Source organism: Citrobacter sp. RHBSTW-00029, assembly GCF_014104295.1.
GTDB classification, from domain to species: Bacteria; Pseudomonadota; Gammaproteobacteria; order Enterobacterales; family Enterobacteriaceae; genus Citrobacter; species Citrobacter youngae.
In genome coordinates this window covers 4,744,032-4,761,285 of sequence record NZ_JABXRT010000001.1, presented here as the reverse complement: position 1 = coordinate 4,761,285, position 17,254 = coordinate 4,744,032, and the positions used below count along the sequence as shown (strand labels likewise).

Sequence of the window (17,254 nt, the reverse complement as noted above, 5' to 3'; positions counted from 1 at the left end):
GGAAGGTGCGAATAAGCGGGGAAATTCTTCTCGGCTGACTCAGTCATTTCATTTCTTCATGTTTGAGCCGATTTTTTCTCCCGTAAATGCCTTGAATCAGCCTATTTAGACCGTTTCTTCGCCATTTAAGGCGTTATCCCCAGTTTTTAGTGAGATCTCTCCCACTGACGTATCATTTGGTCCGCCCGAAACAGGTTGGCCAGCGTGAATAACATCGCCAGTTGGTTATCGTTTTTCAGCAACCCCTTGTATCTGGCTTTCACGAAGCCGAACTGTCGCTTGATGATGCGAAATGGGTGCTCCACCCTGGCCCGGATGCTGGCTTTCATGTATTCGATGTTGATGGCCGTTTTGTTCTTGCGTGGATGCTGTTTCAAGGTTCTTACCTTGCCGGGGCGCTCGGCGATCAGCCAGTCCACATCCACCTCGGCCAGCTCCTCGCGCTGTGGCGCCCCTTGGTAGCCGGCATCGGCTGAGACAAATTGCTCCTCTCCATGCAGCAGATTACCCAGCTGATTGAGGTCATGCTCGTTGGCCGCGGTGGTGACTAGGCTGTGGGTCAGGCCACTCTTGGCATCGACACCAATGTGGGCCTTCATGCCAAAGTGCCACTGATTGCCTTTCTTGGTCTGATGCATCTCCGGATCGCGTTGCTGCTCTTTGTTCTTGGTCGAGCTGGGTGCCTCAATGATGGTGGCATCGACCAAGGTGCCTTGAGTCATCATGACGCCTGCTTCGGCCAGCCAGCGATTGATGGTCTTGAACAATTGGCGGGCCAGTTGATGCTGCTCCAGCAGGTGGCGGAAATTCATGATGGTGGTGCGGTCCGGCAAGGCGCTATCCAGGGATAACCGGGCAAACAGACGCATGGAGGCGATTTCGTACAGAGCATCTTCCATCGCGCCATCGCTCAGGTTGTACCAATGCTGCATGCAGTGAATGCGTAGCATGGTTTCCAGCGGATAAGGTCGCCGGCCATTACCAGCCTTGGGGTAAAACGGCTCGATGACTTCCACCATGTTTTGCCATGGCAGAATCTGCTCCATGCGGGACAAGAAAATCTCTTTTCTGGTCTGACGGCGCTTACTGCTGAATTCACTGTCGGCGAAGGTAAGTTGATGACTCATGATGAACCCTGTTCCATGGCTCCAGATGACAAACATGATCTCATATCAGGGACTTGTTCGCACCTTCCCTAATTGAAGAGGTTTTTACCACTAAAGAGTATGCCTTTGACTCCCGAAAACTACGTTCTATTATGCTGTCCCGTCTGGCAGATAGCGGCGTAACCATTAAATATGAAACGGTTGTTACAGGTGTACAGGAAGAAAGCTCAGGCTTGACTGTCAAAACTCAAAATGTCAATGATCCTGATGGCGCATCAATCGAATATTACAAAACAAAACAAGTTTTTAACTGTACTTATTCGATGACGAATTTCGTCTTGCATGAATCAAAAATAGATTTAATTCCTCTCAAGCAGGAATTGACAGAAATGTGTATCGTAAAAGTTCCTGATATTTTTGAGAAAACGGGGATTACAGTGATGTGCGGACCATTCTTTTCTGTCATGCCTTTCCCTTCCAAAGGTCTGCACTCATTTAGTCATGTACGCTATACTCCCCATCATGAATGGAATGAAAGCAACGAAAGTTATTTCCCGTCACATCAATATTTTAATGAAGTACAGAAGAATACTCTTTGGCGCAAAACTATATCCGATGCTAGTCGGTATATACCTGTTTTATCTGAATGCGAATATAAAGAATCGATTTGGGAAGTTAAAACACTTCTGCCAAGAAGTGAAACCGATGATTCTCGCCCTATTCTTTTCAAAGCCAATCACGGTATGAAAGGCTTGCATTGCATTATGGGTGGGAAAATTGACAATGTTTATGATGTTATCACAGTAATTAATGAGTTAGGATTGAACAAATGAATTTAACTAGTGCTACAAAGAAGGATATTTTTGTATCAGTTGTACTATCCTGCAAAGATCAAGCAGAAGATCTAAAAAATAAAGTTAGACCTATTAACGATCTTTTGTCAAAAAACTATGTCGATTTTGAAATCGTAATTATTGACAACCATTCTTTTGATGACTCTGAAACCTACATCACTTCTCTTCTCACTGAATTAGAGTCTATACGATATATTAGACTTTCTTCAGAAGTATCTGCAGATGTATCTCTATCAGCCGGATTAGAAAATGCAATAGGTGATTTTGTCGTATTATTTGATATTAGTACGGACCCAGTTTATGTCATTGAAAATGTAGTCGAAAAATCCCTTGCAGGCAGTGATGTAGTTATTGGTGTTGCTAAACAGAACTCATCTCTTGCGTACGCAATAGTTCGACCTATTATGAATCATTTCTTAAGTCGGATTGGTTATAAGTTGCCAAGAAATGCCACAAATCTCCGTTGTTTAAGTAGAAGAGCTGTCAATGCAGTAACGGCAAACGGTCGCTTCCATCACAAAATGATGATGAGAATATCTAATACAGGATTCACATCTACTACGGAGACCTACGAACTTGCCCAGGTTAATGAGAAAAAAATTCTTCTTTCAGGAATTCGTGACACGATTAAAATAATGATATTTAACTCAACGAAACCACTGCGCTGGATGAGTTTATTGGGAGTATTCGGTAGTTTTTTAGCATTTATTTTCAGCCTATACAGCCTAATTGTTAGAATAATTAATAATCATGTCATTGAGGGATGGACAACACAAATTATATTTATGTCAATCCTATTTATGCTTATCTTTACTATGCTGGCGTTCTTCGGGGAATATTTAGGTCGATTGCTTGATGACCGTTCCGAACATACTGATTACAATATAGTATATGAGAAAAACAGTTCAGTAATGATTGACTCACACCGCGTAAACGTATTAACAGAGTCAACTTCTGATGTAATCAATCTGGTTCAGACAGGGCGTAACAAGTAATGGAAAAAAATTATACCTGGGAAGTACCTGCATATACTGAGACAAGAGTAAGACCTAAACAGAATGACTATTGCACATTAATTTTCGTGATTAATGAAGGTGATAAACTAATAAAGCAACTGGCACGTATGAATGCTGCAAGAAGTTGTACAGATATAATTATTGCCGATGGTGGCAGCACTGATGGATCAACCTCTACTGAAAACTTAGAAAAGTATGGTGTGACAAGCCTGTTGGTTAAAACCGGTGCAGGAAAGCTTGGCAGCCAAATGCGTATGGGTTTCGCATGGGCACTTCTGGAAGGTTATAAAGGCGTTATTGTTGTCGATGGCAATAATAAAGATAGCGTTGATGATATTCCAAACTTCGTTCGCCAATTAGAAAATGGGATGGATCATATACAGGGATCGCGTTTTATTCCCGGTGGCAAACATGTAAATACTCCTATGTCACGACTCATCGGATTAAAGGTAATTCATGTTCCCCTAATGAGATTCTTCTCCGGTTTCAAATATACTGATACCACAAATGGCTTTCGCGCTTACAGCGCCAAATTTTTATCAGATGAGAACGTAGCTGTGTTCCGTAATATTTTTACTGGCTACGAACTTCATTATTACCTGGCGATACAAGCGGCTAAGTTAGGATTTAAATGCATTGAAATACCTGTAATGAGAACTTATCCTAAACATGGCAAGACACCGACAAAAATTAGTCCTATCAGAGGTAACCTACAGGTTATTGCCAGGTTACTACAAGTTTGCTTAGGAAAGTATGACAAAAAGTAGGTAAAGTTACCTGCTATTTTCTTTTCAAGAAGCTAGATAGAGACTATCTAGCTTGATTTTTATATAATTATGGGTTATCACAATGAATGCTCTAATTGGTTATACTGGCTTTGTTGGCGGAAATTTGCTTAAACAATACGATTTCGACGATTTATATAATTCAAAGAATATAAATGACATTCGAGGCAAGCATTATAATAGATTGTTCATCTGCGGAGTTCCGGCTGTAAAATGGTGGGCAAATCAGCATCCTGTTGAAGACTGGGAAAATATTAGCGGCCTCATTGACATTCTAAAAACCGTAACTGCCGAAGAAGTTGTTTTAATTTCTACGGTTGATGTATACCCTAATCCAATCGATTTTGATGAAGATAGTCAGTTATCCCGAGACACTGGACAGCCCTATGGATTACATCGTTTAAAATTCGAAGATTTTGTTACTCAGCATTTTACCAATGCTTATACTCTCCGTCTTCCAGGCCTCTTCGGCGAGGGTTTAAAAAAGAATATTATTTACGATTTTTTGAATAATAATCAGATTGAAAAAATTGATACCGGCAGTTCATTCCAATTCTACTGCCTCAATTTTCTTAAAACTGATATTGATAGAATGATCGAGAATAACATTCGCCTCCTCAACACATCTGTAGAGCCAATCCCAACGGCCGACATTGCAAAAATGATACTTGGTTATCCATATAAAAATATAACGAGTTCACATCCATCTCGCTATGACATCAAATCAAAGTATTCAACGCTTTGGGGACGGGAAAATGGTTACCTTTATAATAGGCAAGACTGCCTCGTTGAGTTAGAAAAATTCATTGAGGAATACCGTCGTGAAAAATAAAGGTCTATCCATTTCAAACATTGCATGGAATAGCGATGAAAACGATGCTGTGCTCGGCATCCTTAAAAAACATAGTATTGGTGCTATCGAAGTCGCGCCAGCAAAAGTTGTTAGCAATGTTCAGAATTTCTCTGATGATGAAGTTCTTTTATATAAAGAAAAAATGAATGATGCCGGAATCGTTATCAGCTCGATGCAGGCATTATTGTTCGGAGGTCCCTCCGGAAATATTTTTGGCAATCAAATTGAAAGTAATGCAATCCAGAATCATTTAAGCAAAATTATCCACATGGCAGGCCTTCTTGGTGCTGAAAAATTAGTCTTTGGTTCGCCTAAAAATAGATTAAGAAATGATATTTCATTTGCTAATGCAATAGAGATTGCAGCGAAGTTCTTTCAACCTTTGGCAATTAAAGCAAAGGATGTTGGTACCATGATTTGTATCGAGCCGAATCCAGAATACTATGGATGCGACTTTATTACAGACTCAAAAGAAGCTGTTGAGCTTGCATGTGCAATTGATCATCCAGGATTTGGTGTTCATTTAGATCTTGCAGGGCTAAGGTTATCTAAGGAAGACGTCTATAATAGAATTGCAATATTAAATGAAAAAATCGCACACTTTCATATAAGTGAGAAAGATTTAGCACCAATTGGTTTAGATATTGAAGCCCACAACCTGGCATGTAAAGGTTTGGAACACATAGCATACCATGGTTGGTTATCAATAGAGATGAAAAGATCAGAAATGCCATTGGTAGATATTGATTCAAGTATCTCGTTGGTAAAAGAAATTTACGGGCCAATATTATGCTAATCTTTGTTATTATTTTCAGCGTATTCTTCTCTTCATCATCTCAGCTTCTGTTAAAGAAAGGAGCCGCGCAAATATCTATTCCTTCTCAAATTGATTTAATAAATCTGACCAAACTTTTTAGTGAGCTGATTTTTAATTTTTATCTTGTTTCTGGTATCTTATTTCAAGTTGTTGCATTGTTAAGCTGGGTTTATGTATTAAAAAAGGTTGATGTGAGCTTCGCCTACCCTTTCATTTCATTAGGTTTTGTTTTTGTCATGCTTATGGGTTATCTGATATTTAATGAATCCTTAACACCAATGAAGGTAATTGGAACATTGGTCATTATACTTGGCGTAGTTATTATGGGGAAAGCATAACAAATGAAATCACTTCAGTCGTCTATAAAAAAATTATTCCTTTCCGATAAATGGCTAAATCTGTATGCTATTGGTATATCATTGCTTTCATTAATATGCGTAAGCATAATATATTATAATTCCGTATTATATTTTAACCGTGAACCTTGGGATGGGTCTTTTCAGACGCTATTCCCCCTTAGATCAATAGATATTGGTTCTTACCCAGCTATCGATTTTTCTTACTTCCATGGAAATGGTATCCCATATTTAATATATCCTCTTTATTACTTATTTTCACACATACTTGGTTTTGGTGTCATTGTGTCCGCATTGAATAGCACATTTATAGTAAATTGTGCATTCTTATACTTACCTATTTATTTTATATTGCGAAAAATAAGTAATTTCTCTACATCACTTATCTTCACGTTGTTCATTTCCATGTTGTTTGATTTTATACCTTACATTGGTGCTTATTTTTCACCTTTATTTTTAGGTGCACCAATGGCAGTAAGATTTTCTCCTCACATTCTATTAGCAATATGTTTCTATAATCTTATAACTTATTATGAAATTGCTGATAAAAAGAAAACATTAAAAACAGTTATAGTAACTCTCTTTGTTGCAGCCATTTCCCCCTTGCTTGGTGCAGAACAGGGGTTTTACGCAATTGCGGCATTTTGTTTAACTGTATTCATTTATTTTTTCATCCATGAAAAAAAGCGTGTCGCAGCTTTAGTCTATTCAGCATCTTTATTTATACTATCCATTTTAGCGCATGTGGCCATCCTTCTTATCCTCTTTCAAAGCCTGGAGTCGATCAGAGCCATAATAACAATCTCGAATGACCAAACCTGGGTTTTCGGCGTGTTCCCAAATTCATTTTTTGATTCATTCACCGAGTTATTCAGACTCGATAATATAAGTGCTGTAGTTACTCAGATTGTCACTTTGATTGCCATAATTTACACGTTAATAATTACATTTGTATACCGAAAATATAATTTAAACTCAAAATTTTACTATGCCTGCCTGGTAATGTTTTGGGGCGGGATATTATCATGGGCATCTAATTTAGGTTATATTGGTGCGCATCAGGCACCTCTTGAAATTAGATATATGACATTGTCGTTCTTCCCTATTCTGTTCTTTATTTTCACTGAAAATGCGAAACTAAAAAATGATTAATATTCTGAGAAATAAAGTTTTCACTCGCGCCCTTATTATAATTCTCTCTCTAATATCTCTTGCCTATTGGTATGGATATATGAGCCTGTCGAAGAGAAGCATTCCAAAAGACCAATATAATCTATCTCACGTCGAGGGAGTAAGATTATCAAAGCACCAGGATCTCCGTGGAGTAATTGGTTCACTTAATCAGAGGCATCAATATGGCGAATACTTATCCGAAGCCAGTTACTATATTTCCAGAGAGACTGGACAACGTTATTTACCAGATAATATCTCCTTTCCGACGTGGTTGAGATATGTCAACAATGATAAGGCATCATTATCTACAGTGCCTTTAGTCCCCATATGGAATCAGGATTACATTTTGGGTTTCAGTAATAAATCCACTTTCAAAATTTTAGAGAAAAACATTTTATTTCAACCAGGAGAGCCTCTAAAAAACGTATTCGTGGGTAAAACTGCCATTCTGAAAAATGATTATGCTGATTTTTATACTACTATTACAGATATAGATGGTTCCGGTAACATAACCGTCCAGGGTTACATTCCTTTCGACTTTTTTCCCAAGTCAATTCTTATCCCTTCGGGAAAGAAAAAGAACAAGCATATGATGTTTGAAAGTGACACTATGGGCTGGATACGTGGTGGACGATTTACACTGGACCCAACCGGATATACGTATGTCATCCGCCCAGTACCTTCTCTCAGTTTGTCCAAAACCACTTTAGAAGATGGAGATACGTTATCCTGGGATGGGATAAATGGACCTACATCAACACGTATTGAGTCTGTATACGGTTTTAACAATACATATATTGTTAAGCTAGATAAGAAACTTCCACCATATTTCGACTTCAGAAAAAACATTATAACTGTTACCCGAAATAAAGACGACTTTGATAAACAAGAAATGCTACTCAACGTCGATACAGACGAAATAAATGAGAAATTCTTTCTTGGTAAAAAGCGCAACATTAGTTTTGTAGTTTCTTCAATTAATGATATTGCGCCAGGTAGTGTAGTGGTTGCAGAAGGAAACAACGTCCCACTGTATGTATCTATGGTAGCTAAAGATAGTAACGTCATTACTATAGATTTATTTAAAAGCGCAGTTATCAAGGAATGCTTAAGTACAAAATCCAAACAAAGCTATGACAGTTGCCTTTATAACATCGACCTATCTAAATTTGAGTATACTAATGTAAAATGGGCAAAAGAAAATCTTGCGAATGATAAGAATTTTGATGGTTTTGGCCCATGGGAAATGTGGAACAAAGGTGGCGCTCTGAATATTCAATATGCCACAAATATTGTTAAGCGCATAGATATCCCTGCAGAAAACTCAAAAAATGAAAATACTATTGCAAGCAAACCACCACAAAAATCACTCAATGGTTTAATTTGGGAGATATACCCAGGTTCATTGCTAAATATATTTTATGGAACCCACAACCCTGCACCGACAGAAATGCTAATACACGTACTTGGTCGAGAGGCGAGGGATAAATACTATTCCTCTTTCGTAAAAACCAAACCTGAGTATATTTCATTTGCGAAGCCTGAGCGATTTACTCCCTGGTTGCTTAACTGGCATTGGCCATTCTTTAGGAATATGATCAACAACTATGATTTAGCCGTAGATAAGAGTGAGTTTTCATTGTGGCATCTAAACAATAATAACAAATGGGATGACTTCGGTCCGGAACAATTAAAAATGCAGGGTGACTTCTCTGTTAATAAGCCCATTGACCTTGATATCAGCAAATCAAAAACACAGTCATGTGATATAAAATTAATGACCGCAGTAGTAAAATATGATATTAAAAACCCGATATCATCTCTGCCGCTTATTGGTAAATTGACACGATACCTGATAGAAATTGAGAATACTGGCCTGCCATCAAATATGCCAGTTAGTTTACCATGGAGTGAACACACTTTCTCTTTCCCGATTTTTTATAGGGAGGGATTTAATCCAACGATTACCCCACGAACCTTATCTAACTTCCTTAATTTGACATCACTAACTATTAAGGAAATCACGCTTTATCAAGAAAATGTTGATGCCAAAAATATATACAGCTTATATTACGACTATCCTGCTGTTGGTGCTGCAGCAAGATATGAGTGTAATGATAGAAAGCACTGAGATAAGGGCTAATTATTCCGGTCAGTAACTATTGACTATTTTGGATAGTGCCGTTCACTTAAGATATTTTAAGTGAACGGTGCATGATGGGCTTGTCAGTAATTCGGTGAAACTGCCGATGTATTAAAGGTGATCGCTCAGGCGGTCACCAATCTCGATAATAAAATGGCTCATTGCCAGCCGCAAGTTCTGGATTGGCATACTCCATTTTTTCAACGCATCCTTGATCGCCAGATAAACAACCTTTCGTACCTAGTCATCTGTCGGGAACACTATGTGTTTCTTAATCGCCGCCCGGATCACGCTATTCAGCGATTCGATTGCGTGTGTGATGTAGATGGCCTTGCGGATGATCTCTCCCCGGTAAACAGTCCCTATCTAAACTGAAGGCTTCGGTCTTTCTTTCATTAAACAAAAAGATCATTCCGTCATGAAAAAGACCCACTATGCTGAAAAACAGATCGCGTTTGCGCTGAAGCAAGCCAAAACCAGCATCCAAGTGGAAAAAATGAGCAAGAGGATGGGCATTTCTTAGGCAACTTTTTAACTCTATGAACTACCTCCGTTTTGCAGGTACTGAATCTGGCTTGGGTTGTTGCTTGCATCTATCCGGCATCAGGAAAATCTGTGCCTAAATGGGTAATCAGCACACAATCGCCTCAACAACTGTACGGCCGCTGAGGCCAGTATAAAAATCTTGTTCCGATTGTGCAGGTGCAACCAGCCACCATTTCTCAGTACGCTGCGCAGAGGGAGGTAAGTAATATCGGCGCCCCGGACCTGCTCTGGTTCAGAGGCGATAACCTGTACAGGGCCAGGCTTTAGCAGGCCTGGATGCAGGTAAGAGTGATGATGGTTGTTAGTAGTTTTGTGATATACCCGCTTCACGGGTACCAGGAGCCGATATTCATCCAGCAGGTTAAACAGGCGGTCCCGCCCGATAGCCAGTGCTTTACCGGCCTGAGCATTCAGCAGGTAGTGCAGTGCCGGGTACGGGCAACAAAATCCGGAACCTTAGCATGATGCTCCTGCCTTTTATTACATCTTGTGTTGTACTGGTACCACGCCTGTCTGCTGTGCCCCAGGAACTAACATGCACGCGTAACTGTTATTTTGAGAGCCTGACTTTGCGTGAGGACTTGCCGGGCCGCTTTTTTACAACACTCACCCCGCAATCATTTTTCAGAACATTGATAACCGATTCAAAAAACTCAGCTTTCTGGTTTGCCAGCTTAAGCTATTCTTCAAGTTCCCTGATTCTTTGCTCGGGTGTAGGCGGAACAGCCGTCTGAGCCACTGGCCGTTTCCTCTTCACCAGGTCAGGAAGTGCGGGGCTCCAGTCAAGCCGGCCATATTTACACAACCAGACAAGAACGGTGGAGCGCCCTTGAATGCCATACCGCTGCTGGGCCTGCTTGTAAGGCATCTCGCCTTTTTCGACCTGCCCGACAACGGCTAATTTAAAGGATAGAGGATAATCACGTTGGGTGCGATTGTACCCGGTCATCATCACGTTCTCCGGACTTAAGCCAGGAACGCGTCAACGCTATTCAGGACGGGTCACAGACGAAAAAAAAGACGCTTTTCAGCGTCTTTTTTTCGGAATTTGGTACCGAGGATGGGACTCGAACCCACAAGCCCGTTAGGGCACTACCACCTCAAGGTAGCGTGTCTACCAATTCCACCACCTCGGTACAGAATACTTAGTGCGGGATATCGCTGGTCGGCTGAGCCGGAGCAGCTGGCTGAGTTTGCTCGGTTTTCGCCGGTGCGCTCAGATTTTCCCACTCACTTCCTTTATTGGTCTTATTGCTGTTCATGTTACCCAGCACCAGACTGATAATGAAGAACAGAGTTCCTAACACAGCTGTCATACGGGTCATGAAGTTGCCAGAACCACTTGAACCAAACAGTGTACCAGAAGCGCCTGCGCCAAAAGAGGCTCCCATATCAGCGCCTTTGCCTTGCTGCAGCATGATCAAGCCTACCAGGCCAATTGCCACAATAAGGAAAACTACTAAAAGAGCTTCGTGCATAATCAACCTGTTCCTTGCGGAGTTGCCGCGTGCAATGCTTCGACCAATAAAGCGGGAATTTCAACTGTTTCCCACTGAAGCGGGTGTGAATACTAACCAAAGCGAATAACCTTCGCAAGGGCAATTTGTTAGCATTGTATCAACTGCGGAAAAAATCGCCACATCAATCAAAAACGCAACAACTTATCCCAGCATCGCTGCATTACTGACCGCTGATCGTCTAGGTTTGCCCAAACAACAATTGGTATCTCACAAACCAGATCCGAATTTTCTGGCCAACAGTGAATGATCTCCTGATTCACCAACTCCTCAGCCACCATTGATTCAGGTAACCACGCCATTCCCATATGGCGCAGTACCATTTCTCGTATTGTTTCGCTTAGCCCAGTCTCAAACACTTTTTTCAACCGTGGGCGCACTCGTTGTTCTGCCGGATCAATAATACGTCTGACAAAGGTATAGTCGCTGTAGCATAGCCAGGGGATCGGGGTATGCAGATCATCCAGCTTGTCTGCGAGTTGCGCAGAAACCACCGGGATAAAACGCTCATATCGCCATAAAGAACGTTTCAGCCCTCCGGCAATCTCCAGCCCCGGTTGTGAAGAGGGTAAATCGTACGTCACCAGCATATCAATTTGCCGGTTTATCAGGGCATTAAAGTGATTATCAATCCCCTGGATGCTGGCATTTACCGTGAAGTTTAACTGCGGTTCACTTTGGCGCAAATAGTTGATCATATCCGGCAAGATATTCACCGACAGCGTATGCAGGCTAACCATTACCAGCGTATTGTCCGTTGCTGGCATCATCGCCGACAGCTCGTGGCGCGCCTCTGTTAACGTGCTGAAGACGTGCCTGGCATAAGGTTCAAAGCGTTCGCCATAACAGGTTAGTGTAACGGGCGTCGTGGTGCGGTCAAACAGCGGGACCCCCAACATCTCCTCCAGAGCCTTTATACGTCGGCTTAGCGCGGGTTGGGTGATATGCCGCTGTATCGCTGCCTGGGAGTAATTCCCATACTGGCTCAACGCCAGAAAATCTTCTAACCACTTCGAATCCACGTCTCATTCCCCATCATGCCATAACCGTATCCACCGATGACAAATCGGCAATAGTCACAGTTATAGTAATGGCTTTAATGTGGGCATCATAACAACAATATTCTGTTTCACCTGCCGACTCTCACCCTAGACGTTTGACAGGACCGATATGTTTACTTTACTGACCAATGCCCGCGTTTTTTCTCCGGAGGATTTAGGCCTCTGTTCCCTGCTCATACATGCCGATCGCATTGTGGCTGTTGAAAAAGATATTGCACTCTTTGATGGTGTCAAAGAGGTCATCGATTGCCGCGGTAAGTGGGTAATTCCCGGAATTATCGATCAGCATGTTCATCTTACCGGCGGCGGCGGTGAAGCCGGCTTTGCCAGCCGGACACCAGCCGTCAAGCTGCGCGATCTGATTCAGGCCGGTATTACGACGGTCGTCGGCGTGCTGGGTACTGATGCGATATCCCGCTCCCCGAAAGATCTTTACGCCAAAATGCAGTCCCTCAATCTGGAAGGCCTGCGTGCGTATATGCATACCGGAGCCTACGCGGTACCCAGCCCGACAATTACACGATCCATTCGCGATGATATGGCATTTATCCCGGCAATCCTGGGTGTCAAAATCGCCCTCGCCGACCACCGTGGCTCTTACCCCTCTTTCCAGGAATTATTGAGGATAGTCAGTGATATCCGCGTGGCTTCACTGCTGGCCGGAAAAAAAGGGTTGCTGCACGTACACCTGGGCAATCTGCCGGAAGGGATGTCACAGCTGATGGAACTGTGTGATGCCGGTATTCCAATTCATCACATTTCACCGACGCATGTCGCGAGGACAGAAGCATTGTTCGAACAGGCTATCGCTTTCGCACATCGCGGTGGCCATATCGACGTGACGTCTGGCGGCAGTCGATTTATGCCCCAGGAGCAAGCGATTCTCCACGCGCTGGAATCACAGGTTCCGGCCGATCGTATCACTATTAGCTCTGATGGCAATGGCAGCGTGCCGCGCTTTAATGCGCAAGGCATCGTAGAAGGGTTAAGCGCCGCGCCGGTAGCTGGCAACCTCAACCTGTTGCCTCGTCTGATTGATGTCGGTATTCCAGTGTCTCAGGCGATCGCGATGTTGACGGCGAACGTCGCACGCTCACTGGGTATTTCTGGCGGCGTACTTTGCGCAGGAGAACGTGCTGATATTTGCGTGCTCAATGACGACCTCTCACTGGCCCACCTGTTTGCCGCTGGAAAGCCGCTACTGCGTGATGGTGAGTGTCTGGTTACCGGCAACTTCGAGTAAGGGGGCGAGAATGTCATTATTACTGGCGCTACTCGCCATCATTTTTGCCGGACGTCTGATCCTGAAAAAGTACCACCCTCAGTCGGTGTTGCTCTTAACCGGGATCGTACTACTGCTTGTCGCGCATTTTAGCGGGATGACCACGCTCAGTAGCCTGGTAAAAAAGAGCACCGGATTTGGCCCCTTTGACGCCTTTGAGTTTATTCGCGACACCCTGAGCGTGCGTCTCGGCGGTCTCGGGCTACAAATCATGCTGATAGGTGGCTTTGCCACCTATATGTCGGCCATTGGCGCAAGTCAGGTGCTGGTGCGCGTCACATCCCGCCCCTTGCAACGTCTGAACTCCCCTTACCTGCTGCTAGGGCTGGCCTTGCTGCTGGGCCAATTTCTGTCGCTATTTATCAGTAGCGCCACCGGACTGGGTCTGCTATTGATGGCAACGCTTTACCCCCTGCTGACCCGTCTTGGCTGCAGCCGCGCCGCCGTTGCTGCAGTTATCGCCAGTACCTGTGCCGTTGAATTTGGCCCGGGTTCCGGGAACTCAGTTCTCGCCGCTAAAACGGCGGGTATCGAGGTAGTTAACTATTTTGTTCAGGATCAGTTACCGATCGTTGTCCCCGTTATTCTGTTCATCGCCCTGCTGCATATTGTTGTACAACGCTTTTTCGATCGCCGGGAGAGCGATGACAATACCGCACAGCAAATGCAGACATTAACCTCAACCGAAGAAGCTGAAGCGCCGGTTGCCTGGCTATTCCTGCCGATGTTACCGCTGGTGTTGATGCTGGTGTGCAGTGATTTAGTATTCAGCTCACTCAAAATTACGCTCGATACCGCCGTACTGATAAGCCTGGCCATTACCCTGATTTGCGAATATTGCCGCCATCGTAAAGCTCGCGACGTGATGGCTGGCGTACAAAAAGTCTTCGACAGCATGGGCAGTGTGTTTGCCACGGTAGTCACGCTGATTATCGCCGGTGAAGTCTTCTCCGCCGGTCTGAAAGCGATTGGTGCGGTTGATGCGCTGCTGTCACTCTCAGGAGAATTTGGCCTCAGCGCAGCTTCCATAATCTTGCTGATGACGCTAATCACCTTTGCGATTTCAGCGTTGATGGGCTCCGGAAATGCAGCATTTTTCTCCTTCGCCCCGATGGTGCCGGATATCAGCCGCCATATCGGCAGCGACGTGGCGGTTATGATGCTACCGATTCAGATCTCAGCGGGCATTGGACGGACATTGTCGCCTATTGCCGGCGTGATTATCGCCATCGCCGGGATCGCAGGTGTATCACCGGTGGATATCGTTAAACGCACCGCAATTCCGATGCTGGGAGGATGGCTGCTGATGATTGCGCTGACATTCGCCCGATCCGGACACTTGTTGGCGGTTCTCCCGTGGCTGAGCGTCCTCGTGCTATTGGTGGTCGGTGGCTACTTCAGGCAGCGCCGACGTAAACAGCCGCTGGCAGTACAGTAAAAAAAAGCCGGAGTCTCTCAGACTCCGGCTCTTACACTTTACGGAAAGGGTTAAACGGCTTTCACTGCATCCGCAATGCGGTGCGCAAACTCCGTAACCTGTGCTTCGTCTTCACCTTCAACCATCACACGGATTAATGGCTCAGTGCCCGACTTACGCAGCAGTACGCGTCCACGGTTACCCAGTGCCGCTTCAACCTCTGCCATCACCGCTTTCACGCTTTCGTGTTCCAGCGGATCGCCGCTGCCTGCGGTGTAACGTACGTTAACCAGCAGTTGCGGGAACATTTTCATGCCGCTGCACAGATCGTGCAGACTCATATGGTTACGCACCATCGCTGCCAGTACCTGCAGACCCGCCACAATACCGTCACCCGTGGTGGTTTTATCCAGCAGGATCACATGACCTGAGTTTTCCGCGCCGATACGCCAGCCTTTTTCCTGCATTTTTTCCAGCACATAACGGTCGCCCACTTTCGCACGAGCAAACGGAATGCCCAGTTGTTTCAGCGCCAGCTCGAGGCCCATGTTACTCATCAGAGTTCCCACCGCGCCACCGCGCAGTTGCCCCTGGCGCAGCGCTTCACGAGCGATGATGTACATGATCTGGTCGCCGTCGACTTTATTACCTTCGTGATCAACCATAATGACGCGGTCGCCGTCACCGTCCAGAGCAATACCCAGATCGGCTTTTTCCGCGATTACGCGCGCCTGCAGCGCACGAACATCGGTCGCGCCGACTTCTTCATTGATGTTCACGCCGTTCGGTTCACAGCCAATCGCAATGACGTTAGCACCCAGCTCGCGCAGTACATTTGGCGCAATGTGGTACGTTGCGCCGTTAGCGCAGTCCACCACAATTTTAAGCTCGTTCAGGCTCAGTTCATTCGGGAATGTGCCTTTGCAGAACTCAATATAACGACCGGCAGCATCGACAATACGACTGGCTTTACCCAGTTCGGCCGAATCCACGCAGGTGATTGCTTTTTCCATCTCCGCTTCAATTGCTTCTTCAACTGCATCCGGCAGTTTGGTCCCGTCGATGGAGAAGAATTTAATCCCGTTGTCATAAAATGGGTTGTGAGAAGCGGAGATAACAATCCCGGCTTCAGCACGGAAAGCACGCGTCAGATAAGCAACGGCAGGTGTTGGCATGGGGCCGGTGAAAGAAGCTGACAACCCCGCGGCAGCCAGGCCCGCTTCCAGCGCGGACTCCAGCATATAGCCGGAAATACGCGTATCTTTACCGATAATGATTTTGCGTGAACCATGACGTGCCAGCACTTTTCCTGCCGCCCAGCCCAGCTTGAGCACAAAGTCAGGAGTGATTGGAGCGTCGCCTACACGACCACGAATCCCATCGGTGCCAAAATATTTACGATTACTCATAGCGTTTGTTTTCCTTTGCAGACAATGTGGCTTCCACCACACGCATCGCTTCTACGGTTTCTTTGACGTCATGGACACGAATAATCTGCGCTCCCTGCATTGCGGCAATGACCGCGCATGCAAGGCTGCCGCTCAAACGCTCAGATGGACCCACATTGAGCAATTGGCCAACCATTGATTTTCGTGACATCCCTACCAGCAGCGGCAGATTAAAATGATGAAATTCCGCCAGACGAGCCAGCAATGTGTAGTTGTGAGTAAGATTTTTACCGAATCCGAATCCTGGGTCGAGTAGCAATTTATCTTTTGTGATTCCGGCCCGTTCACAACGTGCTATTTGCTCAACAAAGTAACGATTTACCTCAGCAAATACATCCTCATACTTCGGTGCTTCCTGCATAGTTTTCGGCTGCCCCTGCATATGCATCAGGCAAACCGGCAATCCAGTTTCTGCCGCAGCTTCCAGCGCGCCCGGCTCCGAGAGTGAGCGAATGTCATTAATGATATGTGCGCCCACTCTGGCGCACTCACGAATGACCTCTGGTTTTGAGGTATCTACCGAAATCCACACTTCAAAACGTTGAGCAATTGCCTCCACCACCGGGATCACTCGCTGCAGTTCTTCTTCCACGCTAACATCCGCCGCTCCCGGTCGCGTAGACTCACCACCCACATCAATGATAGTCGCCCCTGCGTTAATCATCAGATTTGCGTGTTTTACCGCCTCAACCAGAGAGTTGTGCGCCCCGCCATCAGAAAAAGAGTCTGGTGTGACGTTTAAAATCCCCATGACGTGGGGATGGCTGAGATCCAGCGAAGATCCCTGAGCAAAGAGTTTCATAGTGTTATCCCTGGTATATACCCAATGAATTTCGAGTTGCATCTGCATTAGCTTTCCTCGCTCACCCCAGTCACGTAC

Annotated in this window: 15 protein-coding genes, 1 tRNA gene and 2 pseudogenes; 10 read left to right on the top strand and 8 right to left on the bottom strand. The window is 44.7% G+C overall.

The window, feature by feature from the left end; all coding sequences use genetic code 11:
- Positions 1-146: 146 nt before the first annotated feature.
- Positions 147-1,127, bottom strand: a complete 981-nt coding sequence (locus HV041_RS23070) for an IS5-like element IS5 family transposase (protein ID WP_000019403.1) — start codon at positions 1,125-1,127, stop codon at positions 147-149.
- Between the two features lie 131 nt (positions 1,128-1,258).
- Between HV041_RS23070 and HV041_RS23065 the strand changes: the two genes are divergently transcribed.
- The 8 genes from HV041_RS23065 (at position 1,259) to HV041_RS23030 (ending at position 9,091) form a co-directional block, all read left to right on the top strand.
- Positions 1,259-1,939, top strand: a complete 681-nt coding sequence (locus tag HV041_RS23065; RefSeq protein WP_249424105.1) for a hypothetical protein — start codon at positions 1,259-1,261, stop codon at positions 1,937-1,939.
- Complete coding sequence (locus HV041_RS23060; protein WP_182294272.1) at positions 1,936-2,955, top strand: glycosyltransferase; 1,020 nt, start codon at positions 1,936-1,938, stop codon at positions 2,953-2,955. Before HV041_RS23065 ends, HV041_RS23060 begins: the two co-directional genes overlap by 4 nt.
- Entirely contained in the window at positions 2,955-3,743 is a 789-nt protein-coding gene (locus HV041_RS23055) for a glycosyltransferase family 2 protein (RefSeq protein WP_048213399.1), read from the top strand. The genes HV041_RS23060 and HV041_RS23055 overlap by 1 nt, the downstream gene beginning before the upstream one ends.
- A gap of 82 nt (positions 3,744-3,825) precedes the next feature.
- Complete coding sequence (locus HV041_RS23050) at positions 3,826-4,593, top strand: NAD-dependent epimerase/dehydratase family protein (RefSeq protein ID WP_053065235.1); 768 nt, start codon at positions 3,826-3,828, stop codon at positions 4,591-4,593.
- The gene (locus HV041_RS23045; RefSeq protein WP_048213401.1) at positions 4,583-5,410 is read left to right on the top strand and encodes a TIM barrel protein; all 828 of its coding nucleotides are present in this window, start codon (positions 4,583-4,585) and stop codon (positions 5,408-5,410) included. Before HV041_RS23050 ends, HV041_RS23045 begins: the two co-directional genes overlap by 11 nt.
- Positions 5,404-5,769, top strand: a complete 366-nt coding sequence (locus HV041_RS23040) for an EamA family transporter (RefSeq protein WP_048213402.1) — start codon at positions 5,404-5,406, stop codon at positions 5,767-5,769. The genes HV041_RS23045 and HV041_RS23040 overlap by 7 nt, the downstream gene beginning before the upstream one ends.
- A gap of 3 nt (positions 5,770-5,772) precedes the next feature.
- Positions 5,773-6,939 carry a hypothetical protein gene (locus HV041_RS23035; RefSeq protein WP_048213403.1) on the top strand — a complete coding sequence of 389 codons (1,167 nt, stop codon included), beginning with the start codon at positions 5,773-5,775 and terminating at the stop codon, positions 6,937-6,939.
- A complete protein-coding gene (locus HV041_RS23030) occupies positions 6,932-9,091 on the top strand; it encodes a hypothetical protein (RefSeq protein ID WP_121585107.1) in 2,160 nt (719 codons plus the stop codon). Before HV041_RS23035 ends, HV041_RS23030 begins: the two co-directional genes overlap by 8 nt.
- A gap of 123 nt (positions 9,092-9,214) precedes the next feature.
- Here the strand turns inward: HV041_RS23030 and HV041_RS23025 are convergent.
- The 5 genes and pseudogenes from HV041_RS23025 to HV041_RS23005 all read right to left on the bottom strand — a co-directional run.
- A pseudogene (locus HV041_RS23025) lies at positions 9,215-9,442 on the bottom strand (transposase); the annotation flags it as partial.
- Between the two features lie 390 nt (positions 9,443-9,832).
- A pseudogene (locus HV041_RS23020) lies at positions 9,833-10,601 on the bottom strand (IS3 family transposase); the annotation flags it as partial.
- 97 nt (positions 10,602-10,698) lie between these two features.
- Positions 10,699-10,785, bottom strand: a tRNA-Leu gene (locus tag HV041_RS23015).
- A 9-nt stretch (positions 10,786-10,794) separates the two neighbouring features.
- A complete protein-coding gene (gene secG, locus HV041_RS23010) occupies positions 10,795-11,127 on the bottom strand; it encodes a preprotein translocase subunit SecG (RefSeq protein WP_006687886.1) in 333 nt (110 codons plus the stop codon).
- A gap of 167 nt (positions 11,128-11,294) precedes the next feature.
- Positions 11,295-12,188 (bottom strand): LysR family transcriptional regulator, encoded by an 894-nt coding sequence (locus tag HV041_RS23005; protein ID WP_121585108.1) that lies wholly within the window; start codon positions 12,186-12,188, stop codon positions 11,295-11,297.
- A gap of 148 nt (positions 12,189-12,336) precedes the next feature.
- Here HV041_RS23005 and iadA point away from each other — a divergent pair, with 148 nt between their 5' ends.
- Complete coding sequence (gene iadA / locus HV041_RS23000; RefSeq protein ID WP_101741909.1) at positions 12,337-13,470, top strand: beta-aspartyl-peptidase; 1,134 nt, start codon at positions 12,337-12,339, stop codon at positions 13,468-13,470.
- 10 nt (positions 13,471-13,480) lie between these two features.
- Positions 13,481-14,947 carry a C4-dicarboxylate transporter DcuC gene (gene dcuC / locus HV041_RS22995; protein ID WP_121585109.1) on the top strand — a complete coding sequence of 489 codons (1,467 nt, stop codon included), beginning with the start codon at positions 13,481-13,483 and terminating at the stop codon, positions 14,945-14,947.
- Positions 14,948-14,997: 50 nt separating this feature from the next.
- Here dcuC and glmM read toward each other — a convergent pair whose 3' ends face one another.
- Positions 14,998-16,335: a phosphoglucosamine mutase gene (glmM, locus tag HV041_RS22990; protein WP_101741911.1), complete on the bottom strand. Its 1,338-nt coding sequence runs from the start codon at positions 16,333-16,335 to the stop codon at positions 14,998-15,000.
- Positions 16,328-17,176, bottom strand: a complete 849-nt coding sequence (folP, locus tag HV041_RS22985; protein WP_048213410.1) for a dihydropteroate synthase — start codon at positions 17,174-17,176, stop codon at positions 16,328-16,330. Before folP ends, glmM begins: the two co-directional genes overlap by 8 nt.
- Between the last annotated feature and the right edge of the window lie 78 nt (positions 17,177-17,254).

Excerpts from the sequence above, each read along its gene's own strand:
- HV041_RS23070 (WP_000019403.1), bottom strand. The coding sequence starts at position 1,127 with ATGAGTCATCAACTTACCTTCGCCGACAGTGAATTCAGCAGTAAGCGC.
- HV041_RS23065 (WP_249424105.1), top strand. The coding sequence starts at position 1,259 with ATGCTGTCCCGTCTGGCAGATAGCGGCGTAACCATTAAATATGAAACG.
- HV041_RS23060 (WP_182294272.1), top strand. The coding sequence starts at position 1,936 with ATGAATTTAACTAGTGCTACAAAGAAGGATATTTTTGTATCAGTTGTA.
- HV041_RS23055 (WP_048213399.1), top strand. The coding sequence starts at position 2,955 with ATGGAAAAAAATTATACCTGGGAAGTACCTGCATATACTGAGACAAGA.
- HV041_RS23050 (WP_053065235.1), top strand. The coding sequence starts at position 3,826 with ATGAATGCTCTAATTGGTTATACTGGCTTTGTTGGCGGAAATTTGCTT.
- HV041_RS23040 (WP_048213402.1), top strand. The coding sequence starts at position 5,404 with ATGCTAATCTTTGTTATTATTTTCAGCGTATTCTTCTCTTCATCATCT.
- HV041_RS23035 (WP_048213403.1), top strand. The coding sequence starts at position 5,773 with ATGAAATCACTTCAGTCGTCTATAAAAAAATTATTCCTTTCCGATAAA.
- HV041_RS23030 (WP_121585107.1), top strand. The coding sequence starts at position 6,932 with ATGATTAATATTCTGAGAAATAAAGTTTTCACTCGCGCCCTTATTATA.
- secG (WP_006687886.1), bottom strand. The coding sequence starts at position 11,127 with ATGCACGAAGCTCTTTTAGTAGTTTTCCTTATTGTGGCAATTGGCCTG.
- iadA (WP_101741909.1), top strand. The coding sequence starts at position 12,337 with ATGTTTACTTTACTGACCAATGCCCGCGTTTTTTCTCCGGAGGATTTA.
- dcuC (WP_121585109.1), top strand. The coding sequence starts at position 13,481 with ATGTCATTATTACTGGCGCTACTCGCCATCATTTTTGCCGGACGTCTG.
- glmM (WP_101741911.1), bottom strand. The coding sequence starts at position 16,335 with ATGAGTAATCGTAAATATTTTGGCACCGATGGGATTCGTGGTCGTGTA.
- folP (WP_048213410.1), bottom strand. The coding sequence starts at position 17,176 with ATGAAACTCTTTGCTCAGGGATCTTCGCTGGATCTCAGCCATCCCCAC.